This is a genomic window from Loktanella salsilacus, assembly GCF_024206795.1.
Lineage (GTDB): Bacteria > Pseudomonadota > Alphaproteobacteria > Rhodobacterales > Rhodobacteraceae > Loktanella > Loktanella salsilacus.
Genome location: NZ_CP072994.1, coordinates 1,758,364 through 1,784,759, shown reverse-complemented (window position 1 = coordinate 1,784,759; position 26,396 = coordinate 1,758,364). Strand labels below are relative to the sequence as shown.

The following is a 26,396-nucleotide window of genomic DNA, read 5'->3' as shown; positions in this document are numbered from 1 at the left end:
ATCAATGCCCGGCGCCCCCGCCTGGTTCCGCTTATTTCGCGTCTTTGCCAATCTTGTCTTGGGTTTGCGTGTCAAAGTCGCTGGCGGCGTGACGCTCATGCAGCTGCTCTGACGGCTCGCCAAAGGGACGGTTGACCATGCGGCCGCGCCGGTAAGCGGGGCGGTTCATCACGGTATCGGCCCAGCGCTGCACGTTGGTATAGGTGTCGGCCTCTAGGTATGCGGCGGCGGAATAGACCTCGTTCTTGACCAGCGAACCAAACCACGGTGCCGTCGCCATATCGGCGATGGTGTAATCCGCGCCGCTTAGGAATTCGCGGTCCGCCAGATTACGGTCAAGCACGTCCAACTGGCGCTTCACTTCCATCGTAAAGCGGTTGATCGGGTATTCGAACTTTTCCGGCGCATAGGCGTAAAAGTGGCCAAAACCGCCGCCCAGATAGGGCGCAGAGCCTTGCAGCCAGAACAGCCAGTTCATCGCCTCGGTCCGCGCTTTGCGGTCCTTGGGCAGGAAGGCGTCGAATTCTTCGGCCAGATACATCAGGATCGACGCGCTCTCAAACACGCGGGTGTCGGTTTTAGTGTCCAGCAATGCGGGGATTTTCGAGTTCGGGTTGATGTCGACAAAGCCCGATCCGAACTGGTCGCCGTCACCAATCTTGATCAACCATGCGTCATATTCCGCGCCGCTATAACCCGCCTCCAGCAGCTCTTCGAGCATGACTGTGACCTTTACGCCATTCGGCGTCGCAAGCGAATGCAGCTGGAAACGATGCTCGCCGCGGGGCAGCACTTTGTCATGGGTCGGGCCGGCAATAGGGCGGTTTGTCTTGGCAAATTCGCCGCCATTTTCGGCGTCCCAAGTCCAAACCTTGGGCGGGGTATAATCGGTCATCGAAAAGCTCTCCTGTCTTGCGTTAGGCGTTAGATAGGGCGCCGCGCGCAGAACGCAAAGTGCGCGGGTGCTGTGGTGGCTGTGCGCAAGGGGGAACGGTCCGCGATTTTTCTCTCTTGCCTGCGGGCGGCTAAGGTGCAGAAATGCCGTATTATTTTAGGATTACTTAACCAATGCGTCTTTTTCTATCGTCCCATCGCTTTGGTCACCATCCGGACGCCTTGGTGCAGCTTGCAGGCCAGCGGCGTAACACTTTGGTGATTGGCAATGCGCTAGACTATATCCCCGCCGCCGCCCGCGCGGTTTATACCGCCACGACCTATGACCCGGTGGCCGCGCTGAACGCCATCGGCTTGCCTGCCAGCTGGCTGGACCTGCGCGATTATATTGGCGCGCCCATTCGTCTGCATGATCAGCTTAGCACCTGCGGGATGGTTTGGGTGCTGGGCGGCAATGCCTTTGTGCTGCGCCGCGCGATGCGGGCCAGCGGTTTTGACGGGGTGATCCACAGCCTGCTGTCGCAGGACGCCTTGGTTTACGGCGGCTTTAGCGCAGGCGCGATCGTCGCAGCGCCCAGCCTGCGGGGCCTTGACCTGATGGATGATCCAAAAGTCGGCACCTTTGGCGATGAAGCCATATCTTACGAAGGTCTAAACCTGTTCCCCAAATCCATCGTGCCCCATGTGGGTTCCGGCCACCGCGACAGTCCGGGCGCTGACCGCGCTGCGCATTGGCTGACCGATCATGCGGTGCCGTTTGTGGCGCTACAAGACGGGCAGGTGATGTTGGTGAACCATGATGACGGCACATTGCTGGCCTAGGCCGGACGGCCTGCGCGCCTAAGGCGCGTCGTCTGCGGTACGCACGATACCCGCGCCGTGCGGCAACTTAATCCGCGCGACCTGCTCTGCAATTGGGTCAGTGGACAGCGGGTGCAGGGCGGAATCGTATCCCTCTGGATCGCCGATGTCGGACCACGTGCCGCCGCGAAACACCTCTAGCGCGTCATAGTTCGCCTTATAGCCCATCTTGGGGCTGCCGGGCACCCAATAGCCCAGATAGACGTAAGGCAGGTTCAATTCGCGCGCGACGGCAATGTGGTCCAAGATCAAAAAGCTGCCGGGGCTGCGCGGCTCAAGCTCTGGCGCAAAAAAGGAATAGACCATCGACAGGCCGTCATCCAGAATGTCGGTCAGGCACGCGGCCACAGGATCCGGATCGCCCGTCGCCGTATCGGTGTATTCAATCAGGCGGGACCGCACTGGCGTTTCTTCGACCATAGCGGCGAATTCGAACATATCCATATCCGCCATACCGCCCGTCGCGTGGCGCGCGTCCAGATAGCGGCGGAACAGCTCGTACTGCTCTTCCGTCGCCCAAGGCGACGTGGCCCGGCGTTTCAGCGTGGCATTGCGTTTCAGCACACGGCGCTGGCTGCGGCTTGGCTTGAAATCCGCAACCCGGATGCGGGCCGACATACAGGCAGAGCATTCGGCGCAGCTGGGCCGATACAGCACGTTTTGCGAGCGGCGAAAGCCTTGCTTGGACAGCGTGTCATTCAGCGCGGATGCGGATTCGCCCTGCAACGCGGTAAACAACTTCCGCTCCATCCGGCCCTCTAGATAGGGGCAAGGCTGCGGGGCCGTCACATAGAACTGCGGCGTGGTGGGAAGCATATGGCGCATGTCGTAAGATTGTAGCGTGACGCTGCCGCTGACAAGCCCCCGATGCTGGGGATTTACGCAATAGGCGAAAATCGCCAAAGCTGCGCAGATCGCAATCGGCTTTCGCAGGTAGGGGCTGTCCCGTATCATCCCCCTTTCACCAAACGAGATGATTGCACCATGTTGATCAGAGTCGGCGACGCACGTCCCGCGCATATCGATCTTGTTCTTGCGGGGCTTTTGTCCTCGATCGCGGGGGCGTTGAACGCTGCGGGGTTTTTAATCGCGGGCGCGTTTACGGCGAATATGACCGGCAATATCTCGGCCTTTGCGGATAACCTCGCGGGCGGGTCGGCTCTGCTTGCGCTCAGTTTTGCAGGCCTCGTTCTTGCCTTTATCTGCGGGGCAGGCATCGCCGCCTTCGTTATTCAGATGGGAGAGCGCAAACAGGTCCGCTCAATCTATGCCGTCGCCATCGTGGCAGAGGCTTGCATTCTTTTGCTGCTCAGCGCCGTGCTTGCGCTGTTGCCGCTTGGCGCGCAGCAACCGTTTCTGGTGATCGTCCTAAGCTTTGTGATGGGGCTGCAAAATGCGGTCACAACGATGATTTCACGTGCCCGCGTACGTACCACGCATGTGTCGGGCATGGCGACCGATATTGGCATCGAACTTGCGGCGATGGTCGGGGGGGCGCAGCTGCGCCGCGCCGCCTTGCCAAAGCTAAGCTTGCACAGCCTGACCCTTGGCTGCTTTGCCATCGGCGGCATTTGCGGGGCGGTGCTGCTTGGGGTGGTTGGCTATTGGCTATTTGTCATTGCGGCTGTGCTTCTGTTACTTATCGGATTGCCCGAAGCCCTGCGCGCCAAGCGTGCCTAGACCCAGCCTAAGCCTTATCCTGGCCGATTGATCGCCGCCGTACCCAGCATCGTATCACTTAGGCCTTGGCCGCGCGGGGTCAGGGCCATCATGCCCATGCTGATGAATTGCAGCGGCATCGCGGCCACCGACACGGTATAGCCCAGCGTATGAAACAGCGCGAGCGTGCCATTCAGACGCGCACCCGTATGATCGCGCAGCTCGATCCCCATCAGGCGCATCCCCCACGTGGCAGAGCGGCCAGCGATGGTGAACCAGCGATAGGTAAAGCCGACCATCAAGATCAGAAACGGGAAGAAAAACAGCGCGGTAAAGGCTGTGAACGGCACAATCAGGATAGAGGCGATCAGCACCAGCGACGCATCGACAACCCACGCCAGCGCGCGTTTCAGCGGCACGCCCGTATAAAAATCGGCGTCAGCATCTGGGTCGGGCAGGGCGGTTAGCGTGTCAGCGAAGGCGGTCATGGGCGGGTCCATCCTTGTGTAAAGTAGGGTCGCGGCCCCGCAAACCGGGGCCGCCAAAGGGACGATTTACTTGTCGCTTTGCGGCTCTTTCACAGCCGTATCACCGGACCGGTCCGCCATAAACTGGTCAAACTCGGCCTTGTCCTTGGCATCGCGCAGGCGGCCAAGGAAGGCTGCAAAGTTGTCCTGCTCTTCTTGCAGGCGGCGCAGCGTGTCTTCTTTATAGGCGTCAAAGGCGCTGTTGCCGGATGACTGCATCATGCTGCGACCAAAGGGGCGTGCGACGGGGCGGATATTGCTAGCGCGGGAAAACATACGTTTGCTCCAGATCATATAGGCAAGAAGGGCGAGGCCGACAGGCCAGACAAGCACAAAGCCTGCGACCATTGCGGCAATCCAAGCGCCGCGGCCGCGGGCATCAAGCCAAGCCTCGGCGCGGCGGACCCAGGCCATTAAACCGCCGGATTGGGGGCCGGACGCTTGGGGGTATGTGGGTGTCGAATACATCGGGGTTGCTCCTGTCGGGTTAATGTAAATGCTTTTCACATTACCGATATGTGGATGCGGATGCGTGCCCGCAAGGCCTGATGTAAATGATTTTTACATTGCCAGAAATTTTCATTTTATATCAGTTTCTTGTAGGTTTTATTAATTTCGGGCGTCCATGCCCCGCACGGTCGCATATGACCCGAGCCGCTATTCGCCGTCTTACCGCCCCGTTATCGGTCCAGCGCGACCTCAAACCCTTGCTCATCGCGCAACCTTTTGTCACGCTTGCACGAATAGGACCCGGTCCGACCCTTTGCCGACCAAGTGAAAGCCGAATTGATGACCCTTGCCGACCGCATCACCCACCACCCGCGCCCTTTCGACCCGGATCGGGCGGGCGATGCGATCGCCACCGCGCCTTGGGCGGCCGGACCCCTGCGCGATTTGATCGGCGGCACGGCGGGGTGCAGCCCCTATCTGTCCGGCCTGATCGCACAGCAATCGGACTGGCTGCAGGGCGCTGTGGACGATCCAGAGGCCGCCTTGGCCCAGACCCTTGCGGACATCCCGCAGATCCCCTTTGCGGACCTAGGGCCCGGCCTGCGCCGGACCAAGGCCCGCGTCGCCTTGCTGACGGCGCTGTGCGATCTGGGCGGCGTCTGGCCGCTGGAAACCGTCACGCAAGCGCTGACCGATCTGGCCGCCGCCGCCGTGGACGCCTGTATCGTGCCCCTTGTCGCGGCTGAAATCACGCGCGGCAAACTGCCCGGGATGACCGCAGATGACGCGGCTAGCGCCGCTGGCATGACCGTCCTCGCCATGGGCAAACAAGGCGCAGGAGAGTTGAACTACTCCTCTGACATCGACCTGATCTGCCTGTTCGATGACGACCGCTTTGAACCAGAGGACACCGCCACGGCCCGCGCCGCCTTTGTGCGCGTGACCCGCCGCATGTGCGCGCTGCTGTCCGACAACACCGAAGACGGCTACGTTTTCCGCACAGACCTGCGCTTGCGCCCAGATGCCAGCGTGATGCCGGTCTGCCTGTCGATGACGGCAGCAGAGCGTTATTACGAAAGCGTTGGCCGCACGTGGGAACGCGCCGCCTATATCAAGGCCGCCCCCTGCGCCGGTGATCTGGCCGCCGGACAACGGTTTCTGGACAGCCTGACGCCCTTCGTCTGGCGCAAGCACCTCGACTTTGCCGCCATCCAAGACGCCCACGACATGCGCCTGCGCATCCGCGATCACAAAGGGCTTGGTGGCAAGCTGATCCTAGAAGGCCACAACATGAAACTGGGCCGCGGCGGGATCAGAGAGATCGAGTTCTTCACCCAGACCCGCCAGCTGATCGCCGGTGGCCGCGACAAAAGCCTGCGCGTGCGCGGCACGTTGCAAGGACTTGACCGGCTTGCTGCCGCCGATTGGATCGCCCGCGACGTGCAGCAACAACTGACCGATCACTACACCGCCCACCGCACGGTCGAGCACCGCTTGCAGATGATCAACGACGCCCAAACCCACAGCCTGCCCAGCGATGACGCGGGCTTTGACCGCCTCGCGGCTATGATGGACATGGACACGGCGGATCTGCGCCGCGATCTGACTGAACGGCTGGAACAGGTCCACACCCTGACCGAAGGCTTCTTTGCCCCGGGCAGCGCCGCGCCTGCGGCCCCCGCCGATTGGGGGCAGGACATCACCGGGCGCTGGCCCGACTATCCCGCACTGCGCTCTGACCGGGCCGTGCAAATCTTTCGCCGCCTGCGCCCGGGCATCCTTGCCCGGCTGGCAGAGGCCGCAAAACCGGACGAGGCGCTGATCAACTTCGACGCCTTCCTCGCGGGCCTGCCCGCAGGTGTGCAGCTCTTTTCCCTGTTCGAGGCAAGCCCCGCCTTGACCCAGCTGATCGTCGACATCTGCGCGACGGCCCCTGCGCTGGCGCAATACCTGTCGCGCAACGCGGGCGTGCTGGATGCGGTCATCGGCGGTGATTTCTTTGCCCCTTGGCCGGGGGCAGAGGCGCTGACGCAAGGCCTGTCCGAGGCGATGTCCGTCACCGACGACTTTGAAACCGCGCTCAACACCGCCCGCCGCTGGGCGCGCGAATGGCACTTTCGCATCGGTGTGCATCACCTGCGCGGCTTGATCGACGCCCCCGCCGCAGGGCAGCACTACGCCGATCTGGCGCAGGCGGTCATCGCCGCGATCTGGCCCATCGTCTGCGCCGATTTCGCCCGCCGCCATGGTCCGTTGCCGGGGCAAGGCGCAGTGGTGCTGGGCATGGGGTCACTGGGGGCAGGGCGCTTGAACGCCCAGTCCGACGTTGACTTGATCGTCATCTACGACGCCGACGTCTGGGGTAATTCCGACGGCCCGCGCCCGCTGCCGGTGCGCAGCTACTACGCCCGCCTGACGCAGGCCTTGGTGACCGCGCTGCAGGCACCCATGGCCGACGGCAAGCTATACGAGGTCGACATGCGCCTGCGCCCGTCGGGCAAACAAGGCCCCGTGGCGACCTCTTGGTCGGCCTTCCGCGACTACCAGCAAGACGAGGCGTGGACCTGGGAACACCTTGCCCTGACCCGCGCGCGCCCCATTGCCGGCGCATCGATGCTGATCGCCGGGGTCGAAGCATTCCGCCACACATTGATGAACGCCAAGGGCAAAGGCGACACGGTACAGACCGACGTCGCCGACATGCGCGCGCGGCTGGCATCGGCGAAACCGGCACAGGGCAATTGGGACGCGAAAATGGGCCCCGGCCGCTTGATGGACGTGGAACTCGCCGCCCAAACCGCAGCCCTTGTCACTGGCAGCGATCTGCGCGATGTGCCAGGGCAGATCGCAGCGGGTGTCGCTGGCGGCTGGCTGAGCGCCGCACAGGGCGATGCCTTGGCGCAGGCGGCCCAGCTATTCTGGCAGTTGCAGGCGACGGGGCGGCTTTTGACCGGCGGCGTGCTTGACCCGGACGCCCTTGGCGAAGGCGGACGCCGCTTGGTGCTAAGAGAGACTGGATTTGAAACAATGGACGCGCTGGAACACGCTATGACACAGATATCCGCCGCCGCTGACGCCGCCATCTCGGCCCGCCTTGGGGCCGGATCATGAAGGGCGATGCCCTTGATCCTGCAGGGCTGATCCGCGAAGCCTACCGCATCGACGGCATCACCGCGCAGGATTGCCGCGTTATTTTTCTGGACTGGGCCATAAAATCGGACGCGCCGGACGACCTGCCCGCCGGGATCAAAAAACTGCTCACGCAATATGCCGATCAGCCCGCCCAACACCCGATGACGCAAACGCTCCGCGCGGGCCTCGAAGACGCCGCAACGCCCACGCGCCGCGGCGGACGGGCAGGGCGACAGCCAGCAAGCTGACTGTCCTTTTTGTCTGGCACCTTCTTCTGGTCAAAAATACCTCGGGGGTGCGGGGGCTGGCCCCCGCTCCTAGGCTTGAGATGCCGCGCTAACTAGACGCCTTAGCGCTTCAAGCCTGCCGCTTCGCGGGCCAATGCTTCAATCCCGGCCCAGTCACCCGCAGCCATCAGATCCTTCGGCGCAACCCAGCTGCCGCCCACACAAAGCGTGTTGGACAAGGCCAGATAATCGGGCGCGTTTTTCAGCGTGACGCCGCCGGTGGGGCAGAATTTGACCTGCGGGATCGGCGCGCCGATCGCTTTCAGCGCCGCTGCGCCGCCGTTCGCCTCGGCGGGAAAGAACTTTTGCACGGTATAGCCGCGCTCTAGCAGGCGCATCGCCTCTGACGCGGTGGCGACGCCCGGCAGCAGGGGCAGGTCGTTCGCTTCGCAAGCGTCAAGGATCAAGTCTGTTGCCCCCGGAGAGACGCCAAATTTCGCGCCTGCCGCTTTCGCGTTTTCCACATCGTTGGGCGTCAGCAGGGTGCCTGCGCCAACAACACCGCCGGGAATGGCAGCCATTTCGCGAATCGCGTCCAGTGCGGCGGGGGTGCGCAGAGTGACCTCTAGCGCGGGCAGGCCGCCTGCGACCAAGGCGCGGGCCAGATCGGCGGCAAGGCTTGCGTCATCCAGCACGAGCACGGGGACGACGGGGGCCAGTAGGCACAGGTCGCGGTTCAGGTCGGAGGCTTGTTCGGGAGTCATGTATATGTCTTTCGTCTCGATGCTGGGCCGGGGGCAGATGCCTCCGGCGGGAGTATTTCTGGCAAGATGATGAATCAGACGGCGACGCCGGCTCCTTCGGTGACTTGGCCGACATTTTGGCGGAAAACCTCGAATAATTCGCGGCCCACACCTGTGCCGTTGCCGGACAAGTCTGCCACTGCATCGGTGCGGCTTGCAAGGTCCACATTCAACACGTCAATTGTCCCGTTGATCGCATCAAGGCGGATGATGTCACCGTCATTGATTTTGGCGATCGGTCCGCCGTTGGCCGCCTCTGGCGCGAGGTGGATGGCGGACGGCACCTTGCCCGACGCGCCAGACATGCGCCCGTCAGTGACAAGGGCGACTTTCAGGCCGCGGTCTTGCAGCACGGCCAGCGTTGGTGTCAGGCCATGCAATTCAGGCATGCCGTTGGATTTCGGGCCTTGGAAGCGGACAACGATGATGGTGTCAGAGGTAAATTCGCCCGCCTTGAACGCCGCTTTGACGCTGTCTTGGTCGTGGAAAATACGGGCCGGGGCTTCGACGATGTGACGCTCTTCTGCGACGGCCGAGATTTTCATCACGCCGCGGCCAAGGTTGCCTTTGAGCTGGGTCAAGCCGCCGTGCTTTTGGAACGGATCAGCGGCAGGGCGCAGGATTTTCGTGTTCAGGCTTTCCCCGGCCCCTTTGGCATAGGTCACCCGGCCAGCATCAAGTTTGGGCTCTTGTGTGTATAGGTTCAGGCCATTGCCTGCGACGGTTTTGACGTCGTCATGCAGAAGGCCGGCATTTAGCAATTCGCCGATCATATAGCCAAGACCGCCAGCGGCGTGGAAGTGGTTCACGTCGGCCAGACCGTTGGGATAGACCTTCGCCATCAGCGGGGTCACGGCGGACAGATCGCTGAAGTCCTGTAGGTCAAGGATGATGCCAGCGGCGCGCGCCATGGCGGGCAGGTGGATCACAAGGTTCGTTGATCCGCCCGTGGCCATCAGGCCGACAAGGCCGTTCACAAAGGCTTTTTCGTCCAGAATATCGCAGGTGGGCGTGTATTCATTGCCAAGCGCGGTGATCTGGGCCGCACGCTCTGTCCCAGCCACGGTCAGCGCGTCGCGCAGCGGCGTGTTCGGGTTCACGAAGGATGCGCCGGGCAGGTGCAGGCCCATGAATTCCATCAGCATTTGGTTGCTGTTGGCGGTGCCGTAAAATGTGCAGGTGCCCGGACCGTGGTAGGATGCCATCTCGGCTGCCATCAGTTCCTCGCGGCCGATTTCGCCGGTGGCGAATTGCTGGCGCACCTTAGATTTTTCGTCGTTGGGCAAGCCGCTGACCATGGGGCCCGCAGGCAGGAACACGGAGGGGATATAGCCAAAGGTCGCGGCGGCCATGACAAGGCCGGGGACGATTTTGTCGCAAACGCCCAAGTAGATCGCGGCGTCAAAGGTGTTGTGAGATAGTCCCACGGCGGCGGATAGGGCGATCACATCGCGCGAAAACAGCGACAGTTCCATCCCGGTCTGGCCTTGGGTGACGCCGTCGCACATCGCAGGCACACCGCCTGCAACCTGCGCCGTGGCACCGGCGGCAATGGCGGCCTTTTTGATCAGCGCAGGGTAGGTTTCAAACGGCTGATGCGCCGACAGCATGTCGTTGTAGGCCGTGATGATCCCGATGTTCGGGGCTTTGTCTGCGACCAGCGCGTCCTTTTGATCGCCCATCGCAGCATAGGCGTGGGCCTGATTGCCGCAGGTCAGGTGCGACCGGCGCGGGCCGACGGCGGCGGCGCGGGCCATAGTGTCCAGATACTGGCGGCGCGGCCCTTCAGAGCGGGCGCGAATCCGGTCGGTGACTTCGGCAATTTTAGGGTGCAGGGCCATGGGTCTTCCCGTGTGTATGATGGATTGCACCCTTCTTAGCATGAACGGTTAGCGCTAACAACGCTTGTCAGGTTGATTTTCGACCCTTTCGGGCCCAGCTGCGGCTAAAACTGGCCACTGGCGTAGGCCGCCTGCGCAAGTTAAAGCAATGCTCATGAATATGCCCTCTTATCCCACCGTCCGCCTGACCCCAAAAGGGGATGCCCGCGCAATCCGCCACGGCTTCCCTTGGGTCTATGCCAATGAACTGGTCACTGACCGCCGCACACGCGGGCTGACCGCTGGTGCGCTTGCCGTACTAGAGGACGCCAACCGCGTGCCGCTGGGCCTTGTCACCGTGAACCCGGCGTCAAAGATCATCTGCCGGATGATTGACCGCGACACAGAAGCGGTGATCGACACTGCTTGGTTCGCTGCCAAGCTGACCCGCGCGCTGATCCACCGCGAGCGGATCTATGACGCGCCCTTCTATCGCCTTGTCCATGCAGAGGCCGACGGCCTGCCCGGCGTCGTCATCGACCGCTTTGGCGATACCGCTGTGATCCAGCCGAACGCCGCCTGGGCCGATGCGCTGATCGAGCCGCTGTGCGATGCATTGGTGCAGGTGACGGGTGTGACCACGGTTGTGATGAACGCTTCTGGCCGCGCGCGCAGCCTTGAAGGGCTTGACGACCGCATGGGCATTCTGCGCGGCGATGCGCCGACGGCAGCGATCCCGGTGCCGATGAATGGCGCGACCTATATGGCCGACCTGATGGGCGGGCAAAAGACCGGCCTGTTCTTTGACCAACGCCCGAACCACGCCTTTGCCGCCAGCCTGTCGCGCGGCGCGCGGGTGTTGGATATGTTCAGCCACGTCGGCGGCTTTGGCCTTGCCGCTTTGGCAGGCGGGGCGGCATCTGTGCTGGCCGTGGACGGATCAGAGCCTGCACTGGCGCTGGCCGATCAAGGCGCGGCCGCGATGGGCGTGTCGGACAAGTTCACCACGCGCAAGGGCGACGCCTTTGACACACTGGCCGCGTTGGCCGAAGAGGGCGCGCAGTTCGATCTGGTCGTCTGCGATCCGCCTGCTTTTGCGCCGAACAAATCCTCGCTCGAGGCCGGTTTGCGCGCCTACGAGCGGATTGCCCGTCTGGCGGCCACGCTGGTCGCTGATGGCGGCTATCTGATGGTGTGTTCGTGCAGCCATGCCGCTGATCTGACGCGGTTCCGCAATGCCTCTGCCCGCGGTATCGGCCGCGCTGGTCGGCGTAGCCAGGTGATCCAGACTGGCTTTGCCGGGCCGGACCACCCGCTGCTGCCGCATCTGGCCGAAAGCGGCTATCTGAAAGCGGTGACGTTCCGGCTATAGGGGGGGCCCTGCCTGTGAAGGTCCTTCTTGACGCCTGCGTTCTATATCCAACCGTGATGCGCGAAGTGCTGATCGGTTGCGCATCAGCAGGGCTGTTTCAGCCCTGCTGGTCGCCGCGCATCTTGGAAGAATGGGCGCGGGCGACGGTCAAACTGGGACCAGAGGCCGAAGTCTTTGCCCGCGGCGAAATCGCGACGCTGACCGCGCAATTCCCCCGAGCCTCTGTGACGCCGGACGATGGTATGCTGCGACGGCTGTGGCTGCCGGACGTGGATGACATCCACGTTTTGGCTGCCGCCGTTGCGGGACATTGCGATGCGATCCTGACCATGAACGCCAAGGATTTTCCCGGCAATCTGCTGGCCGAAGAAGACCTGTTCCGCGCTGATCCCGACGGGTTTCTGCTGCGCCTGCATGACGAAGCGCCTCAGGTCGTCAGCGATATCGCGCACAAAGTCTTGGCGGAGGCGAACCGGCTCTCACCAGAACCTTGGACCATCCGCGCCCTGATGAAAAAAGCCCGCCTGCCGCGTTTTGGCAAAAGGCTAATGTAGCCGAATTTTCGTCGAAAATTCGGAAGACTCCAATTTTTCGACGAAAAATTGCCGGCGTTACGTGTTCCAGCGCGCCTCGTTCTGCTGGATGGCGGCAATGCGCAGAGCGGTTTTGGGGTGGCTCAGCATCCAAGCAGGCGTGCCTTTACCTGCGGTTCCGGTCAGGTGCTCTAGCTTGTGAAATAACGACTGCTGCGGCGCTGTGCCGATCCCGCATTTCACAAGTAAGGCAGAGGCATAGGCATCCGCCTCAAACTCGTCCGCGCGCGACAGCCGCGCGGCAAGCAGCGCCATCAGCCCGTTGCCGATCCAGCCGCCAATGCCCGGCAAGAACCGGTTCAGCACCATCGCAATCGCCGTGCGCATCGCGTTTTGCGCGGCGAAATCGGTCATGCGGCGGCGCGAATGGCCAAGGGCGACGTGCCCCAACTCGTGCGCAATCACGCTGGCCAGCTCCTCTGCCGTGACCTCGCCTGCGCGGTAGCGGTCAAAGAACCCGCGCGTGATAAAAATACGGCCATCCGGCGCGGCAAGGCCATTGACCATCGCGACCTCGTAAATGTGCACCTTGATCCGTTTGATATCCAGCGCCTGCGCCATCCGGTCCGTCAAGGCGCGCAGGCGCGGATCAGCCAGTTCGGTGGATGCACCGTCCAGCTCTCGCCGCGTGCGCCACGCCGAAAAGTGGTACAGCGCAAGGCCGTAAGCAAGGGCGAGCAGGATGGGGGTAAACTTGAGCATGTTACCCATATGGGGGCACAGCAGCGCAATTGCCAAGGCATCATGGCACCTTGCGTCAATCCGTAGCCATCACCGCCTTATGCCGCGCGCGCAGCAGCCACAGCCCCAGCAGTGTTACTGCCGCCAGCGCAAGGATCAATCCCGACACATTGCCCATCAAGGACGTAAGTTCAGCAACCCGGTCCGCGAAACTATAGCCAAGCCCAACATAAAGGCTGACCCAGACGATTTCCCCGGCAATGCCCCATAGCGCAAAACGCAGCCACGAAAACTGCGTCAACCCGCTGACATAATTGATATACGGCCCCAGCGGTGCCACCAACCAGCACGAGAAGAACACGCTCGACCCGCCCCAGCGGTTCATAAAGGCCTGCCCCTTGCGATGCATCGCTGCGCGTTTCGGCCGCGCAGCCAACCAGTCGCTGAGACGCGTTCCCATGCCGCGCGCCAGCCAATAGCCGCTGTTGTCCCCCAGTACCGCGCCGGAAAAGGCTGCGATCATCACCGCCATCAGCGACAAGTCCCCGGTCTGGGCAAAGCCGCCAGAGGCCAGCATCAGCAAGGACGACGGCACAGGCAGCGCGAGGCAGGACAGGAAGGTCACGCAAAACAGGATCGGCACGCCGTAATCGGCGATCAGGGCAAGGGCGAGATCGCTCATCTCTCGCGCTCCACCAAGGCGTTGCGCCAATCTGTGACAGCCGCGTCGATACGCACCTGCAAGTCGTCCAGCGTCACGCCATTTTCTTTGGCAATCGCGTCCAGCGATTTGCGGCGCGGTTTTTGCGCGGGGTCCAGAAATAGCGCGGGAACAAACACCTCTGGCGGGATGTGGTAGGATTGGGCGACATAGCGCGGCGTCATCCACCCCGCGAGCGCCTGATCGCGGTGCGCAGGATCGTTCCAATACAGCGCCTGCGATAGCGTCTGAAATCCAAAGTACAGCAGCGCCACCACGGCAATGGCAAAGGCGATCAAGGCCGCCCGGTTGTGTTGCCAAAGGTGGCGGATCATCATAATATTATCCATGTGCGCGGCCTGATCGTTCTGATCATGCCAGTATAGAACGCAACAACAGGTTAATTCCGCCGCAGCTTAGGTCAACAACTTCATCGCAGCGCCAATACCGCCAAGGGTCATGGGCTGCATCCGGCCGGGGCCAAAGAGTTGCTGGATCATCTGGATCGATTGGGTGTGGCCCCAATAGCGTTCGGGCAGGGGATTGATCCAGACATGGGCGGGCCATTGCTGGCGCGCACGGTCCAGCCAGACCGCACCTGCCTCGGCGTTCCAATGTTCATTCGCGCCGCCGGGGCTGGCAATTTCATAGGGCGACATGCTGGCGTCGCCGACGAAAATGCATTTGTAATCAGAGCCATACTTGCGCAGCACATCCCAAGTCGGCGTCTGCGCGTTCCAACGGCGGCGGTTGTCGGTCCACACGCCTTCATACAGGCAGTTGTGGAAATAGAAGTGCTGCATGTGCTTGAATTCAGCGCGGGCGGCGCTGAACAACTCTTCCACCACCTTGACGTGCGGGTCCATGCTGCCGCCAATGTCTAAGAAAAGCAGCACCTTAACCGCATTGCGCCGCTCTGGCCGGGTTTGCACGTCCAGATAGCCATGTTCGGCCGTCTTTTGGATCGTGCCGTCCAGATCAAGCTCTTCTTCCGCGCCGTCCCGCGCCCATTTGCGCAGGCGCTTTAACGCGACTTTAATATTGCGGGTGCCAAGATCGACGGTGTCGTCCAGATCGCGGAATTCGCGTTTGTCCCAGACTTTCACAGCGCGCTGATGCCGGCTTTCGTTCTGGCCGATCCGCACGCCTTCTGGATTGTAACCATAGGCGCCAAAGGGGGATGTGCCCGCTGTCCCAACCCATTTGCTGCCGCCCTGATGGCGCTCTTTTTGCTCGGCCAGCCGCTGCTTGAGCCGCTCCATCAACGCGTCAAAGCCGCCGGTCGCTTCGATTTCGGCCTTTTCTTCGGGGGTCAGGTGCTTTTCCGCCAGCTTTTCCAGCCAATCGGCGGGAATATCGACGGCGTCCATGACCTGTTGGTCGCTGATTGCCTCGAGCCCGGCAAAGCTGGCGGCAAAGGCGCGATCATAGCGGTCGATGTGGCGTTCATCTTTGACCATGATCGTGCGGCCAAGGTGATAAAACGCGTCGACATCATAGGTCGCAAGGCCCGCTTTCATCCCCTCAAGGAACGCCAGAAACTCGCGGATCGACACCGGCACACCATGGTTGCGCAGATTGTCAAAGAACCGCAGGAACATCTAGGCGACGGCGGCGCGCTGCATGAAAACCAGCACGAACAGCCCGACAATGCCCAGCATGACCGCAAAGGCCGTGCCCCATTGCAGCATATCCATGACCGTGCCGCCGCGCTTTTTCGCGCGGATTGCGCCGATCAGGGCACCAATAATGATACCGCCAAGGGGAAAGATCATCGGGTTGCGCCTTTGTTTCTAGGGGCGCAGCCCGCGGACTTCCGCCAGGCGAGCGCGCACATTTGCATCACTGCCAAAGCCGTATCGCGCCCATCCCAGACTGTCCACCCGCACCGCTTCGGCTGCGACACTGTCACCTTGCATGTCCAGCGCCTCGGCTTTGAACATCATCAAAAACGCAAGCAGGGCAGCGTTGTGGTGGCGCTGTGCGATAGGAATAGCGCTATCCACCAAACTAATCGTGCCTGCCGCATCGCCCGCAGATAGGGTAAAGGCGGCCTTTTGCACCGCGATATGGGCGCGGTGAATTTGCAGCGATGGCGAGGTGCTATAGATCTGGTCGGCCCGGTTAAACGCGGCCAGCGCAGCGGATGCATTCACGCCAACCTGCAAACGGCCCATCGCGTAATAAGAGAACCCTTCGCGGGTGCCGCCCCACCGGAACTGCTGCGCCATATTCACGGCGCGCTCTGCCGATTGACGCCGCGTCCCAGCAGAGGCATTGGTCAGCGCCGCTTCAATTGCGGAAATCCATTCGCGCGATGTGTCTGGAAAGACCCCGGTGCCGCCGCGTTGGCCTGCCGGGTTCAGCCGCGCCAGCACTGGCGCAATCACGTCGGATGCTTGCTGCCGGCTCATGCCGCTGTGCATTTCGGGCGCATAGGTCGCGCGCAGGATCAACATGTCAAAACCGGTCAGAACGGCGTGAATGTTGTCGTCGTTAAAGACCGAGTCGGGCAGGCGGTACAGATCGTTGAGTGGCCCCAGCGCTTGGGCCAATTCTTCGTGCAGGCAATCGCGGATTTCCTGCGGGGCTGCTTCGGCGGGGATAAAGATCGCAGCCTTTGTACGGGTCTGCAGCGCGGTCCAGTCGACGGCGCTGGTCTTGCGCATGGCAAGGTATTCGTCCCAGTTGCGCACGTTTGGTACAACGAAACAGGCCGCATTCGGCACCGCGCGTTGCAAGGCTTTTTGCGGCACGGTCTGCACGATGATATTGGCGTCGGCCTGATCGGTGCGACTAATCGGGATCGCCGCCTCTTTGCGCAAACGGCCCAGCAACGATTCTAAATCAGCGATCAGGGTGGCTGGCGCCCCCGGTGCGACGCGGACGCTGATCGGTCCTTCAAAACGGGACATGGCCGCGATAGCGCGGCCGCTTTCTAGGCGAAACGACAGGTCCAAAAAGTCCTGTCCCATTTCGGGATTATTGCGGGTGACAGGCACGACGTAATTGTCCGTGAACCCGCGCATCGCTGGCAGCGCACTGGCGGTCGCGCCGCGTGTCGGCGGGGCCGCAGGAGCAGGAGAGCAAGACGCCAGCAGCGCCGCCATCATAAAGGTAGACGCGCGGTTCATGATGCCGTCGCCCCCGCATCGCTGTGATTGCAATACAAACCGGCGGGCCGCGCAGAAGCAGCTACCAGTCTCACCAAACAACAGCGCATAGCGGGCAGCAAATGTGCCTGAGTCAAAATCGCTCTCCTCTTTACGTACAGATCCTGTGTGCAGCAGGACTGCGTTATCTTCGCGCCTAGATTGCGGCATTGCCGTGAATTACGCTTAAAGGCGGCTTTCGTAAGGCCGGACCGCAGTCACGAATCGAGTCCACGGCACCGATTCTTGCCTCATTGATAGCAGAGGTTGCGGCAAAGGCGCGGTGATTTGTGCGCCCTGCGGGTAGGGCGCACCGTATCTATCGGTCTTAGCGGGCGCTGCGAGCCATAAATGCAAGGCGTTCAAACAAATGAACATCCTGTTCATTTTTCAGCAGCGCGCCATGCAAACGGGGCAGGGCGTTTTTCGAATCGCGCCGCAGATCCTCTGGCGAAAGGTCCTCTGCCAGCAGCAGTTTGAGCCAGTCCAGCACCTCTGACGTGGACGGCTTTTTCTTTAACCCTACCGTGTCGCGCAACTCGTAAAACTGCGTCAAAGCGGTCGTCAGCAGGGCATCTTTGATCCCCGGATGATGCACGGCGACAATTTTGCGCATCGTGTCGATGTCGGGAAAGCGGATGTAGTGGAAAAAGCAGCGCCGCAAAAAGGCGTCTGGCAGTTCCTTTTCGTTGTTGGACGTGATGATCACGATGGGCCGCACGGCGGCGCGCACCGTCTCGCCTGTTTCGTAGACGTGGAATTCCATCCGGTCGAGCTCTTGCAGCAGATCGTTTGGAAATTCGATATCGGCCTTGTCGATCTCGTCGATCAGCAGCACGGACCGATGTTCGGCCGTGAACGCCTGCCAAAGCTTGCCGCGTTTAATATAGTTGGCGACGTCATTGACGCGTTCGTCGCCAAGCTGGCTATCACGCAGCCGGCTGACGGCGTCGTATTCATACAGGCCCTGCTGCGCGCGGGTCGTGGATTTGATGTGCCATTCGATCATCGGCATATTCAGTGCTGCGCTGACTTGTCGCGCCAGCTCTGTCTTGCCGGTGCCCGGCTCTCCTTTGACCAGCAAAGGGCGCTGCAAGGTGATCGCCGCATTCACGGCCATTGTCAGATCATCGGTCGCGACATAGGCGTCGGTGCCAGTAAAGGCTTGGGTCATTCGCATCTCCTGTCTTTGGCGCAGGGTGTGGTGTTGCCCTGCGGGGGGCAAGTGTTATTCCAAGTTTACCAAGGGTTAATTTTAGATCGAATTGGTATGTATCACTGCCGTTTAGGGGGGTGACAGACTCGCCCGATGGGGGTAAACGGACGCCAATCTAGGGGAGTTTGCCAGATGTCCGGAGTTACCGCCGTTAAAGTATCTGGCGCAAGTGGGGACACCAATATGAAAGCAGAGACCTTCCTGCCGGACAATTATACGCCGGCCGAAGACGAGCCATTCATGAACGAGCGTCAGGTCGAATATTTCCGACGCAAACTGCTCAACTGGAAATCCGACCTGATGGAAGACACCCGCGACACCGTCGCCGGTATGAAGGATCAGACCCGTAACATTCCTGACGTGGCCGACCGCGCCTCTGAAGAAACCGATCGGTCGCTTGAACTGCGCACCCGCGATCGTCAGCGCAAGCTGGTGTCCAAGATCGACGCCGCCCTGCGCCGCATCGACGAAGGCGAATTTGGCTACTGCTCTATGACCGGCGAGCCGATCAGCCTGAAGCGTCTGGACGCACGTCCCATCGCCACGATGTCGCTCGAAGCGCAGGAACGCCATGAGCGCCGCGAAAAAGTGCACCGCGACGACTGATCAGATGATTGCCCATTCCCATGTCGCCGTCATTGGCGGCGGCATAGGCGGATTGTCCACAGCGCTGGCCCTTGCGATGCAGGGGGCCAGCGTTGTTGTTTACGAACAGGCCCCCGCAATTGCAGAGGTCGGCGCAGGTCTGCAAATCACCCCCAACGGCGCGCGTGTTCTGAACTGGCTTGGCTTGACCGAGGCGCTGGAGGCTGCCGGTTTGCCCGCCCAGGCCGTGGTGCCGATGGACGGGCTGACGGGGCGCGCTGTCACGCGCTTTGATCTGTCCGCGCAGGACCCGGCGTACCGCTTTGTCGCGCGGTCCGATCTTATCGACATGCTCGCCACGGCCTGCCACCGGCGCGGTGTCCAGATCGTGCTGAACAACCGCGCCGAAGACCTGCCAGAGGCTGATTTGGTCATCGGGGCTGACGGCATCCGGTCTGTGACGCGGGGCATGCTCAACGGCGATGCGACGCCCAAATTTACCGGCCAAGTCGCTTGGCGTGCTGTGATCAAGGCAGAGGCCGCGCCTGAGGCCCGCATCTGGATGCTGCCGCGCCGCCATGTCGTGACCTATCCGCTGCCCGGCGGGCGACTGAATATCGTGGCCGTGCAAGAACGCAGCGACTGGGCCGACGAAGGCTGGCACCACCCGGACGAGCCCGCGCATCTGCGCGAGGCTTTTTCTGACGGCTGCGGTGCGTTGCAATCCATCCTGATGCAGGTTGAAAATCCGAACCTTTGGGGCCTGTTCCAGCATCCCGTCGCACCGGTATGGGTGACGGACCGCGTTGCCCTTGTCGGTGACGCTGCCCATCCAACGCTGCCATTTCTGGCGCAGGGGGCAAATCTGGCATTAGAAGACGCTGCGGCTCTGGCGCGCCAGCTTGCGCTGCATGGGTTAATTGCTGGCCTGCCGCGGTACCAAGCGTTGCGCCAACCCCGCGTGCGCCGCGCGATTACAGCCGCCAGTGCGAATGCCGGAAACTACCACCTGCGCGGCGCGCGCCGCCGGGTCGCGCATCTGGGACTAAAGGGGTTGGGGCTGGTCGCGCCGGGGGCCTTCATTGGCCGGATGGACTGGCTTTACGGTTACGACGCAACGGCTTAGGGCCAGTTGCGGCCCGTCTCTGCTGTGGCGCGTTCCAGCACAGTCATAGTGACATAGTCTACGCGGTAGACGTCCCGTTCAATCCTGAAATACACCCAGCCATCCTGCGCAGGTGGCAGGCCGTACCAGCGGGCATCCATGACCATGGAATATTTACCCTTTTGAATGACCTCTCCAATCGTGACCGGAGGCGGCAATTTTTTAATCGGGACTGACACGCAGGCCCCGGCTGCTGCCATACGGCATTGCGCCTGTGCAGGTGCTGCTGCGACCGTAAGGTATATGAAAAACAATAACTTACGGTGCAAAGCTTATCCTATGCCGCTAGGTCGACCCAAACAGGGACATGGTCACTCGGTTTTTCCCGCCCGCGCAGGTCTTTTTCGATATAGCAATCGCGCATCAGGTCGGCGCATTGCGGTGTCATCAGTATGTGATCAATGCGGATGCCGTCGTTTTTGTTCCACGCACCCGCCTGATAATCCCAAAAAGAATAATGCCCCGGCCCACTGGTGCGGGCGCGGAATCCTTCGGTGAACCCAAGGTTTACGATCCGGCGAAACGCGGCGCGGCTGTCAGGGCGAAACAGCGCATCCTCGCGCCACGCATCGGGGCGGGCGGCGTCTTCGGCCTGCGGAATAATATTATAATCGCCCGCCATCAAAGCGGGCATTTCCTGCGCCAGCAGGTCCTTGGCGCGGGCGTGAAGCCGGTCCATCCAGGCAAGCTTGTAGTCAAACTTTGGCCCGGGTGCAGGATTGCCGTTCGGCAGATACAACCCGCACAGCCGCACCGCGACGTCGCCGACGACCGTTGCCTCGATCCAGCGGGCTTGCTCGTCTTCGTCGTCACCGGGCAGCCCGCGCGTGACGTCTTCCAGCGGAAGCTTGGACAAAATGGCGACGCCGTTGAACCCCTTTTGTCCGTGGGTCTCAACATTATAGCCAAGGTCTTCGATGATTTGTCGGGGAAAGCCGTCGTCGACGGATTTGATTTCCTGCAGCAGCGCCACATCAGGGGCGCTGTCTTGCAGCCATGTCGTCAGTTCTTCGATACGTGCTTTGACGCCATTAATGTTGAAAGTCGCAATTTTCATAAGCCGCCCCAATTTTTCGCCACGCTAACGGTGGCGGCGGCGCGGCACAAGATCAGCGGTCGTCGCGCACGCGGACCGGGATGCGCACAGGCTGCTCTGCAACCTGGCCTGCTGCGGCAGCAGCGGCGATTCCGGCAAGAATGGTGATGGCGATGATGGCAGTCATGGCGGTCTCCGTCTGGTCAGTTATTACTGTAACAACATTATGGCGTGAAAGATAGTTCCACGATGTCGCATCACATCACATTGAAAATGACGTCCCGCACCCGCAGGACGACGTCGCATTCGGGTTCTGGATCACGAAACGTGCGCCAATCAATTCTTCGGTAAAGTCGATCACGGCCGAAGCAAGGAAGGGCAGCGATACAGAATCGATCACCACAGTCTCTCCGCTGGCTTCTAGCTTTAGGTCGTCGACTGTCGCGTCATCCAGCGCGATTTCGTATTGAAATCCGGAACATCCGCCACCTTCGACGGCAACGCGCAGGGCCTTGCCCTGCGAAGACGCGCCAATTTCGGCGAGCCGTTCAAAGGCGCGGGGGGTCACGGTTGGGGGCAGGGTCAGCATGTTGCACCTATCGGTCAGCGGTTCCATTCAATATAGGAAGGACAGGCACAGGTCACAAGCAGGCAACATCATGGCAGCCCCATATGCGACAGATCCCGCCGCCGCACGCGGACGGCTTTACCCTGAAGAGGAAAGTCATTTTCGCTCGCCCTTTCAACGGGATCGGGACCGGATCATCCACGCAAGCGCGTTCCGCAGGCTGAAGCATAAGACCCAAGTGTTTATCGAACATGAAGGCGATTATTTCCGCACGCGCCTGACCCACTCGATCGAGGTCGCGCAAGTCGCCCGCACCGTCGCCGCCGCGCTGGACCTGAACGCAGAGCTGACAGAGGCTGTCGCGCTGGCCCACGACCTTGGCCACACCCCCTTTGGTCACACCGGAGAGGAGGCGCTTGACCGCCTCATGCAGCCTTACGGCGGCTTTGACCACAATGCGCAGGCGCTACGGATTGTGACCGATCTAGAGCGGCACTACGCCGAATGGGACGGTCTGAACCTGACGTGGGAGACGCTGGAAGGCATCGCCAAGCACAATGGCCCGGTGCCAAAACCTTATCCATGGGCGCTGACTGCCTACAACCAGCGACATGATCTAGAGCTGGACACCCATGCCAGCGCAGAGGCGCAGGTCGCGGCCCTGTCAGATGATATTGCGTATAATAACCATGACTTACACGACGGTCTTCGTGCAGAACTGTTTAGCACCGACGAGCTGGCTGAGATGCCAATCCTCAAGGACTGTTTTGCCCGCGTCGACGCGCTTTATCCCGGCTTGAACTATTACCGCCGCCGCCACGAGGCGCTGCGCCGGTTCTTTGGTGTGCTGGTCGAAGACGTCATTGACGTCAGCCGCAAAAATTTGGCCGATTTTAACCCTGCGACGGTGGCCGATATTCGCAACGCCGGGCGGATGATGATCCAGTTCTCTCCTGCGCTGTGGAAAGATTTAAAAGTGATCCGTAAGTTCTTGTTTGAACGCATGTATCGCGCCCCGGCCGTCGTCGAAATGCGCCATGCGGTCACGCATATGATTGACGAACTGTTCCCATTTTATCTGCACAATCCGGGCGAGCTGCCAAAGCAGTGGCGCAAAGAAGTGGCCGAGGCGCAGAGCGATGAAGCCTTGGCAAGAATTGTAGCGGACTACATCGCTGGCATGACAGACCGTTTCGCAATCCAAGAACATGCCCGCCTGATCGGCGGCACCGACGTTCCACCAGGAGTCACCGATGGCCATTGAGACCGTTCCCGGCGCGCTAAGCCCCGTTATTGCAATCGCGCTTGTCGGCGGACTTGGTGTGGGATCGCAATGGCTTGCGTGGCGTTTGCGCATGCCCGCCATCGTCTTGATGCTTGTCGCCGGAATCGTGATTGGCCCCGTTCTGGGCATCTTTGATCCGGCACGCGACATTGGCCCGCTGATGGGGCCTATCATCGCGATTGCTGTGGCAATTATCCTGTTCGAGGGTGGCTTGACGCTGAACTTTCACCAGCTGCTGGATGCGGCGGTCGGAGTGCGGCGGCTCGTCTTTATCGGCGCACCGCTCGGGTGGGTTTTGTCAATGTTAACATTGCACTATGGCGCGGGGCTCACGTGGTCTTCGTCGTGGGTCTTTGGCGGCATTCTCATCGTCACAGGCCCCACCGTGATCGCGCCCTTGCTGCGCACGGCGCGTCTGTCGCGCCGCCCATCCCAGTTGTTGCAATGGGAGGCGATCGTTAACGATCCTATCGGCGCCATGGCTGCCGTTTTGGCCTTCGAAGTTGTCTTGGTCATTAACACAGCTGAAACCGTTGGCGGCGCAATCTGGGAACTCGGGGTCGGAATCGGCTTTGCCCTCGCGCTTGGTCTGGCGGCGGGCTACGGCCTTGCGGCTGCGTTCCGGCGCGGCTGGGTGCCGGAGTATATGAAGGTGTCGATCCTGTTTGCTTTGCTGCTGGGGATCTTTGGAATTTCGGACGCGGTGCTGCACGAAAGCGGGCTGCTGGCTGTAACGGTGATGGGTATCGTGATCGCGAATGCAAACTTGCCATCCTACGAAGAGTTGCGCCGTTTCAAGGAACACGCGACGATCCTGCTGGTGTCGGGCGTGTTTATCCTGCTGGCGGCGAACCTTGATTTTGGGGCGCTGGGACTGCTGACATGGCGCTCTGTTATCTTTGTCGGGTTGATTATTTTTGTCGCCCGGCCCGTGACTGTCTTTGCCTCGCTTTGGGGTTCGGGCATTCCGTGGCGCGAACAGGTGTTGATCGCCTTTACCGGCCCGCGCGGCGTTGTGCTGGTTGCGGTGGCGGGGCTGTTCGCCGAACGTCTACTGGCGCTGGGGTTCGAGGATGCAGCCCTGATTGGCCCGCTGGCCTTTGTGCTGGTCGCGGCGACAGTGGTGTTGCACGGCTTTACGCTCAAGCCGTTTGCGCAGTTTTTGGGCCTGACAGGCGCAGGCAATCCGGGTGTTGTGATCATCGGCGGTTCGACGTGGACGACTGCATTGGCAGAGGCCTTGATCAAGGCAGAGGTGCCAGTGCTGATGACCGATCCCAACTTTGGCCACCTGCGCGCGGCGCGGGCGGCGGGGATTGCGACATTCTCGGGCGATATTTTGTCCGAGGGGGCAGAGCAGCGGTTAGAACTGGTCAGCTACGCGACTTTGCTCGCGGCGACGGACAACGACGCCTATAATACGCTGGTTGCCACTGACCTTGCGCCGGAATTTGGCCGCGAAAGCGTGTTTCAGGTCGCCCGCACCAAGACCGACTCGGCGCGGCATGCGCTGCCTGCGACGCTGGGCGGGCGCACCTTTGCCCATGGCGCGACTTTTGATGAAATGAACCGCCTTGTGAACCAAGGCTGGACGTTCCGCATCACCCGCCTGACCGAAGAGTTCACGCTGCAACACTGGATCGACAAGCGGCCCGCATCCCATCTGGTCGCGCGTATTTTGCCGAACGGAGAGTTCAAAATGCTGTCCGATCCGGCCGATATGCGCGGCGTGCCGGACACCCGGATCATCGCCTTGCGCCCGCCAGAGGCGGCCGAGGACGGCACCCCCGCAGTCCAGCCGCCAGCAAGTGCGTAACGCCAGCCTGCGTTGACCTTTGCCGTGGCGGTGGTATGACCGCCACGATCACTGAACGAAAGCTAATGCCATGAACATCTTTGCCGACCTGCGCACCCTTGTCATCGACACGCTGGCCGGGATGGAGCGAGACGGACTTCTGCCTGCCGGCCTGGCCACCGATGCCGTGTCTGTCGAGCCGCCGCGCGATGCAGGTCATGGCGATATGGCGACGAACGCCGCGATGGTGCTAGCGAAACCCGCTGGCATGAAGCCGCGTGACATTGCAGACGCGCTTGCCGCGCGGCTGACAGACGATCCGCGGGTCGCAAGCGTCGATATTGCAGGCCCCGGTTTCCTGAACCTGCGGCTGGCCGATACGGTCTGGCAGGGGCTGGTGGTTAACGCTTTGACCGATCCGGGTTTTGGCCGCAGCACGATGGGCGGGCAGGAAAAGGTGTTGGTGGAATACGTGTCTGCCAACCCCACGGGCCCGCTGCATGTGGGTCACACGCGCGGCGCCGTCTTTGGCGACGCGCTGGCCAGCCTGCTGGACTACGCGGGTTATGACGTGACCCGTGAATATTATATTAACGATGGCGGCGCGCAGGTCGATGTCCTCGCGCGGTCGGTCTATCTGCGGTATCAAGAGGCGCATGATCTGTCCGTCGATTGGCCAGAGGGCACCTATCCCGGCGATTATCTGATCGACGTCGGCGAGGCGCTGAAGGCCAAGGTCGGCGATATCTGGCTGGACGCGCCAGAGGATGTCTGGCTGCAAGAGGTGCGCCTGTTCGCGACCGAAGCCATGATGGACCTGATCCGGTCGGACTTGGCCAAGTTGAACATCACGATGGACAACTTCTATTCGGAAAAGTCGCTGTACGGCACCGGCAAGATTGAAAAAGCCATCGCCCAACTGGACGCTGCTGGCCTGATTTATCGCGGCACGCTAGAGCCGCCCAAGGGCAAGATGCCCGAAGATTGGGAGCCGCGCGAGCAGACGCTGTTCAAGTCCACGGAACACGGCGATGATGTTGACCGGCCTGTGCAGAAATCTGACGGGGCTTGGACCTATTTCGCGCCCGATATCGCGTATCACTATGACAAGATCGAACGCGGCTTTGACTCGCTGATCGACGTCTTTGGCGCGGACCATGGCGGCTATGTCAAACGGATGAAGGCGGCGGTTTCCGCGCTGTCGGGTGGCCGCGTGCCGCTGGATGTGAAGCTGACGCAATTGGTCAAGCTGTCGAAAAATGGCGAGCCGTTCAAGATGTCCAAGCGGGCAGGGACGTTCATTACCCTGTCTGACGTGGTGGACGAGGTCGGTGCCGATGTGACCCGGTTCCACATGCTGACGCGCAAGAACGACGCGCCGCTGGATTTCGACTTTGCAAAAGTGACCGAACAGTCCAAGGACAACCCGGTTTTCTATGTGCAATACGCCCATGCCCGCGTGAACTCTGTCCTGCGCAAGGCGCGCGAGGCGGGGATCGCGGTGGATGATGCCACGCTGGCCGGCGCTGATCTGACCAAGCTGAACCACGCGGCAGAGCTTGCCGTTGCGCGTAAAGTCGCCGAATGGCCGCGCATGGTGGAAATCGCGGCAAAAGGCCACGAGCCGCATAAGATCGCGTTTTACCTGTACGATCTGGCCTCTGACCTGCATGGTTTGTGGAATTTGGGCAACGCAGAGACTGATCTGCGCTTCATTCAGGATGGCGACAATGCAACATCGCAGGCCAAGATTGCGCTGATCCGGGCTGTTCAGGTTGTGATCGCAGGTGGTTTGGGTATCCTTGGCGTCACACCGGCCGAAGAGATGCGCTAAGCGTCCGATAAGGTCAGAGGCAAGCGGGTCGCAAGAACCCG

Annotated in this window: 27 protein-coding genes; 11 read left to right on the top strand and 16 right to left on the bottom strand. The window is 61.3% G+C overall.

Translation table 11 applies throughout. The features are described from left to right. Positions 1-31: 31 nt before the first annotated feature. Positions 32-895 (bottom strand): glutathione-dependent disulfide-bond oxidoreductase, encoded by an 864-nt coding sequence (gene yghU, locus KBW81_RS08755; RefSeq protein WP_090187613.1) that lies wholly within the window; start codon positions 893-895, stop codon positions 32-34. A gap of 173 nt (positions 896-1,068) precedes the next feature. On the opposite strand from yghU, the gene KBW81_RS08750 reads away from it, so the two are divergent. Continuing rightward, on the top strand, positions 1,069-1,716 hold the full coding sequence (locus KBW81_RS08750) for a Type 1 glutamine amidotransferase-like domain-containing protein (RefSeq protein WP_090187616.1): 648 nt from the start codon (positions 1,069-1,071) through the stop codon (positions 1,714-1,716). 18 nt (positions 1,717-1,734) lie between these two features. Here the strand turns inward: KBW81_RS08750 and KBW81_RS08745 are convergent, their stop codons facing one another. Next, on the bottom strand, positions 1,735-2,580 hold the full coding sequence (locus tag KBW81_RS08745; protein WP_090187769.1) for an arginyltransferase: 846 nt from the start codon (positions 2,578-2,580) through the stop codon (positions 1,735-1,737). Positions 2,581-2,739: 159 nt separating this feature from the next. Between KBW81_RS08745 and KBW81_RS08740 the strand changes: the two genes are divergently transcribed. Next, positions 2,740-3,435 (top strand): YoaK family protein, encoded by a 696-nt coding sequence (locus tag KBW81_RS08740; protein WP_254246910.1) that lies wholly within the window; start codon positions 2,740-2,742, stop codon positions 3,433-3,435. Positions 3,436-3,449: 14 nt separating this feature from the next. On the opposite strand, the gene KBW81_RS08735 is transcribed toward KBW81_RS08740, so the two are convergent. Both KBW81_RS08735 and KBW81_RS08730 read right to left on the bottom strand, forming a co-directional pair. After that, the gene (locus KBW81_RS08735) at positions 3,450-3,902 is read right to left on the bottom strand and encodes an RDD family protein (protein ID WP_090187620.1); all 453 of its coding nucleotides are present in this window, start codon (positions 3,900-3,902) and stop codon (positions 3,450-3,452) included. A gap of 66 nt (positions 3,903-3,968) precedes the next feature. Further along, positions 3,969-4,409, bottom strand: coding sequence for a DUF2852 domain-containing protein (locus KBW81_RS08730; protein ID WP_411914363.1), 441 nt, complete (start codon positions 4,407-4,409; stop codon positions 3,969-3,971). A gap of 321 nt (positions 4,410-4,730) precedes the next feature. On the opposite strand from KBW81_RS08730, the gene KBW81_RS08725 reads away from it, so the two are divergent. Next, entirely contained in the window at positions 4,731-7,502 is a 2,772-nt protein-coding gene (locus KBW81_RS08725) for a [protein-PII] uridylyltransferase family protein (RefSeq protein ID WP_254246909.1), read from the top strand. Next, positions 7,499-7,771, top strand: a complete 273-nt coding sequence (locus tag KBW81_RS08720) for a hypothetical protein (RefSeq protein WP_254246908.1) — start codon at positions 7,499-7,501, stop codon at positions 7,769-7,771. The genes KBW81_RS08725 and KBW81_RS08720 overlap by 4 nt, the downstream gene beginning before the upstream one ends. Positions 7,772-7,872: 101 nt before the next feature. Here KBW81_RS08720 and eda read toward each other — a convergent pair whose 3' ends face one another. Further along, positions 7,873-8,514 (bottom strand): bifunctional 4-hydroxy-2-oxoglutarate aldolase/2-dehydro-3-deoxy-phosphogluconate aldolase, encoded by a 642-nt coding sequence (gene eda / locus KBW81_RS08715; protein WP_254246907.1) that lies wholly within the window; start codon positions 8,512-8,514, stop codon positions 7,873-7,875. Positions 8,515-8,588: 74 nt separating this feature from the next. Further along, positions 8,589-10,394, bottom strand: coding sequence for a phosphogluconate dehydratase (edd, locus tag KBW81_RS08710; protein WP_254246906.1), 1,806 nt, complete (start codon positions 10,392-10,394; stop codon positions 8,589-8,591). 154 nt (positions 10,395-10,548) lie between these two features. Between edd and KBW81_RS08705 the strand changes: the two genes are divergently transcribed. Both KBW81_RS08705 and KBW81_RS08700 read left to right on the top strand, forming a co-directional pair. Continuing rightward, positions 10,549-11,745 carry an RSP_2647 family RNA methyltransferase gene (locus KBW81_RS08705; protein WP_245754160.1) on the top strand — a complete coding sequence of 399 codons (1,197 nt, stop codon included), beginning with the start codon at positions 10,549-10,551 and terminating at the stop codon, positions 11,743-11,745. A gap of 14 nt (positions 11,746-11,759) precedes the next feature. Beyond that, the gene (locus KBW81_RS08700; protein WP_254246905.1) at positions 11,760-12,299 is read left to right on the top strand and encodes an RSP_2648 family PIN domain-containing protein; all 540 of its coding nucleotides are present in this window, start codon (positions 11,760-11,762) and stop codon (positions 12,297-12,299) included. A 57-nt stretch (positions 12,300-12,356) separates the two neighbouring features. Here KBW81_RS08700 and KBW81_RS08695 read toward each other — a convergent pair whose 3' ends face one another. The 7 genes from KBW81_RS08695 to KBW81_RS08665 all read right to left on the bottom strand — a co-directional run bounded on the left by KBW81_RS08695 (position 12,357) and on the right by KBW81_RS08665 (position 18,045). Continuing rightward, on the bottom strand, positions 12,357-13,040 hold the full coding sequence (locus KBW81_RS08695) for a M48 family metallopeptidase (RefSeq protein WP_254246904.1): 684 nt from the start codon (positions 13,038-13,040) through the stop codon (positions 12,357-12,359). Positions 13,041-13,095: 55 nt separating this feature from the next. Continuing rightward, the gene (locus KBW81_RS08690) at positions 13,096-13,701 is read right to left on the bottom strand and encodes a DedA family protein (protein ID WP_090187638.1); all 606 of its coding nucleotides are present in this window, start codon (positions 13,699-13,701) and stop codon (positions 13,096-13,098) included. Continuing rightward, positions 13,698-14,069, bottom strand: a complete 372-nt coding sequence (locus tag KBW81_RS08685; protein ID WP_254246903.1) for a hypothetical protein — start codon at positions 14,067-14,069, stop codon at positions 13,698-13,700. Before KBW81_RS08685 ends, KBW81_RS08690 begins: the two co-directional genes overlap by 4 nt. A 66-nt stretch (positions 14,070-14,135) precedes the next feature. Then, a complete protein-coding gene (locus KBW81_RS08680; protein ID WP_254246902.1) occupies positions 14,136-15,320 on the bottom strand; it encodes a vWA domain-containing protein in 1,185 nt (394 codons plus the stop codon). Then, positions 15,321-15,494 carry a hypothetical protein gene (locus KBW81_RS08675; protein ID WP_175499214.1) on the bottom strand — a complete coding sequence of 58 codons (174 nt, stop codon included), beginning with the start codon at positions 15,492-15,494 and terminating at the stop codon, positions 15,321-15,323. It lies immediately after the preceding gene. Between the two features lie 18 nt (positions 15,495-15,512). Continuing rightward, positions 15,513-16,853: a DUF2927 domain-containing protein gene (locus KBW81_RS08670; protein WP_090187643.1), complete on the bottom strand. Its 1,341-nt coding sequence runs from the start codon at positions 16,851-16,853 to the stop codon at positions 15,513-15,515. 346 nt (positions 16,854-17,199) lie between these two features. Next, positions 17,200-18,045, bottom strand: a complete 846-nt coding sequence (locus KBW81_RS08665; RefSeq protein WP_254246901.1) for an AAA family ATPase — start codon at positions 18,043-18,045, stop codon at positions 17,200-17,202. 225 nt (positions 18,046-18,270) lie between these two features. On the opposite strand from KBW81_RS08665, the gene dksA reads away from it, so the two are divergent. Both dksA and KBW81_RS08655 read left to right on the top strand, forming a co-directional pair. Further along, positions 18,271-18,693 carry an RNA polymerase-binding protein DksA gene (gene dksA / locus KBW81_RS08660; protein ID WP_090187648.1) on the top strand — a complete coding sequence of 141 codons (423 nt, stop codon included), beginning with the start codon at positions 18,271-18,273 and terminating at the stop codon, positions 18,691-18,693. Further along, positions 18,659-19,798, top strand: a complete 1,140-nt coding sequence (locus tag KBW81_RS08655) for an FAD-dependent oxidoreductase (RefSeq protein WP_254246900.1) — start codon at positions 18,659-18,661, stop codon at positions 19,796-19,798. Before dksA ends, KBW81_RS08655 begins: the two co-directional genes overlap by 35 nt. Here KBW81_RS08655 and KBW81_RS08650 read toward each other — a convergent pair. The 3 genes from KBW81_RS08650 to KBW81_RS08640 all read right to left on the bottom strand — a co-directional run bounded on the left by KBW81_RS08650 (position 19,795) and on the right by KBW81_RS08640 (position 21,462). Further along, entirely contained in the window at positions 19,795-20,037 is a 243-nt protein-coding gene (locus KBW81_RS08650; protein ID WP_254246899.1) for a hypothetical protein, read from the bottom strand. The genes KBW81_RS08655 and KBW81_RS08650 overlap by 4 nt on opposite strands. A 77-nt stretch (positions 20,038-20,114) precedes the next feature. Continuing rightward, positions 20,115-20,894 (bottom strand): exodeoxyribonuclease III, encoded by a 780-nt coding sequence (xth, locus tag KBW81_RS08645; RefSeq protein WP_254246898.1) that lies wholly within the window; start codon positions 20,892-20,894, stop codon positions 20,115-20,117. A gap of 241 nt (positions 20,895-21,135) precedes the next feature. Beyond that, the gene (locus tag KBW81_RS08640) at positions 21,136-21,462 is read right to left on the bottom strand and encodes a HesB/IscA family protein (RefSeq protein WP_254246897.1); all 327 of its coding nucleotides are present in this window, start codon (positions 21,460-21,462) and stop codon (positions 21,136-21,138) included. A 70-nt stretch (positions 21,463-21,532) separates the two neighbouring features. On the opposite strand from KBW81_RS08640, the gene KBW81_RS08635 reads away from it, so the two are divergent. The 3 genes from KBW81_RS08635 (at position 21,533) to argS (ending at position 26,355) form a co-directional block, all read left to right on the top strand. Then, the gene (locus KBW81_RS08635; RefSeq protein ID WP_254246896.1) at positions 21,533-22,705 is read left to right on the top strand and encodes a deoxyguanosinetriphosphate triphosphohydrolase; all 1,173 of its coding nucleotides are present in this window, start codon (positions 21,533-21,535) and stop codon (positions 22,703-22,705) included. Continuing rightward, positions 22,695-24,542 (top strand): cation:proton antiporter, encoded by a 1,848-nt coding sequence (locus tag KBW81_RS08630; RefSeq protein WP_254246895.1) that lies wholly within the window; start codon positions 22,695-22,697, stop codon positions 24,540-24,542. The genes KBW81_RS08635 and KBW81_RS08630 overlap by 11 nt, the downstream gene beginning before the upstream one ends. A 70-nt stretch (positions 24,543-24,612) precedes the next feature. Beyond that, entirely contained in the window at positions 24,613-26,355 is a 1,743-nt protein-coding gene (gene argS / locus KBW81_RS08625; protein WP_090187659.1) for an arginine--tRNA ligase, read from the top strand. Positions 26,356-26,396: the final 41 nt, after the last annotated feature.

Coding starts and splice junctions, on each gene's coding strand:
- yghU (WP_090187613.1), bottom strand. CDS start 895: ATGACCGATTATACCCCGCCCAAGGTTTGGACTTGGGACGCCGAAAAT.
- KBW81_RS08750 (WP_090187616.1), top strand. CDS start 1,069: ATGCGTCTTTTTCTATCGTCCCATCGCTTTGGTCACCATCCGGACGCC.
- KBW81_RS08745 (WP_090187769.1), bottom strand. CDS start 2,580: ATGCGCCATATGCTTCCCACCACGCCGCAGTTCTATGTGACGGCCCCG.
- KBW81_RS08740 (WP_254246910.1), top strand. CDS start 2,740: ATGTTGATCAGAGTCGGCGACGCACGTCCCGCGCATATCGATCTTGTT.
- KBW81_RS08735 (WP_090187620.1), bottom strand. CDS start 3,902: ATGACCGCCTTCGCTGACACGCTAACCGCCCTGCCCGACCCAGATGCT.
- KBW81_RS08730 (WP_411914363.1), bottom strand. CDS start 4,409: ATGTATTCGACACCCACATACCCCCAAGCGTCCGGCCCCCAATCCGGC.
- KBW81_RS08725 (WP_254246909.1), top strand. CDS start 4,731: ATGACCCTTGCCGACCGCATCACCCACCACCCGCGCCCTTTCGACCCG.
- KBW81_RS08720 (WP_254246908.1), top strand. CDS start 7,499: ATGAAGGGCGATGCCCTTGATCCTGCAGGGCTGATCCGCGAAGCCTAC.
- eda (WP_254246907.1), bottom strand. CDS start 8,514: ATGACTCCCGAACAAGCCTCCGACCTGAACCGCGACCTGTGCCTACTG.
- edd (WP_254246906.1), bottom strand. CDS start 10,394: ATGGCCCTGCACCCTAAAATTGCCGAAGTCACCGACCGGATTCGCGCC.
- KBW81_RS08705 (WP_245754160.1), top strand. CDS start 10,549: ATGAATATGCCCTCTTATCCCACCGTCCGCCTGACCCCAAAAGGGGAT.
- KBW81_RS08695 (WP_254246904.1), bottom strand. CDS start 13,040: ATGCTCAAGTTTACCCCCATCCTGCTCGCCCTTGCTTACGGCCTTGCG.
- KBW81_RS08690 (WP_090187638.1), bottom strand. CDS start 13,701: ATGAGCGATCTCGCCCTTGCCCTGATCGCCGATTACGGCGTGCCGATC.
- KBW81_RS08685 (WP_254246903.1), bottom strand. CDS start 14,069: ATGGATAATATTATGATGATCCGCCACCTTTGGCAACACAACCGGGCG.
- KBW81_RS08680 (WP_254246902.1), bottom strand. CDS start 15,320: ATGTTCCTGCGGTTCTTTGACAATCTGCGCAACCATGGTGTGCCGGTG.
- KBW81_RS08675 (WP_175499214.1), bottom strand. CDS start 15,494: ATGATCTTTCCCCTTGGCGGTATCATTATTGGTGCCCTGATCGGCGCA.
- KBW81_RS08670 (WP_090187643.1), bottom strand. CDS start 16,853: ATGAACCGCGCGTCTACCTTTATGATGGCGGCGCTGCTGGCGTCTTGC.
- KBW81_RS08665 (WP_254246901.1), bottom strand. CDS start 18,045: ATGACCCAAGCCTTTACTGGCACCGACGCCTATGTCGCGACCGATGAT.
- dksA (WP_090187648.1), top strand. CDS start 18,271: ATGAAAGCAGAGACCTTCCTGCCGGACAATTATACGCCGGCCGAAGAC.
- KBW81_RS08655 (WP_254246900.1), top strand. CDS start 18,659: ATGAGCGCCGCGAAAAAGTGCACCGCGACGACTGATCAGATGATTGCC.
- KBW81_RS08650 (WP_254246899.1), bottom strand. CDS start 20,037: ATGGCAGCAGCCGGGGCCTGCGTGTCAGTCCCGATTAAAAAATTGCCG.
- xth (WP_254246898.1), bottom strand. CDS start 20,894: ATGAAAATTGCGACTTTCAACATTAATGGCGTCAAAGCACGTATCGAA.
- KBW81_RS08640 (WP_254246897.1), bottom strand. CDS start 21,462: ATGCTGACCCTGCCCCCAACCGTGACCCCCCGCGCCTTTGAACGGCTC.
- KBW81_RS08635 (WP_254246896.1), top strand. CDS start 21,533: ATGGCAGCCCCATATGCGACAGATCCCGCCGCCGCACGCGGACGGCTT.
- KBW81_RS08630 (WP_254246895.1), top strand. CDS start 22,695: ATGGCCATTGAGACCGTTCCCGGCGCGCTAAGCCCCGTTATTGCAATC.
- argS (WP_090187659.1), top strand. CDS start 24,613: ATGAACATCTTTGCCGACCTGCGCACCCTTGTCATCGACACGCTGGCC.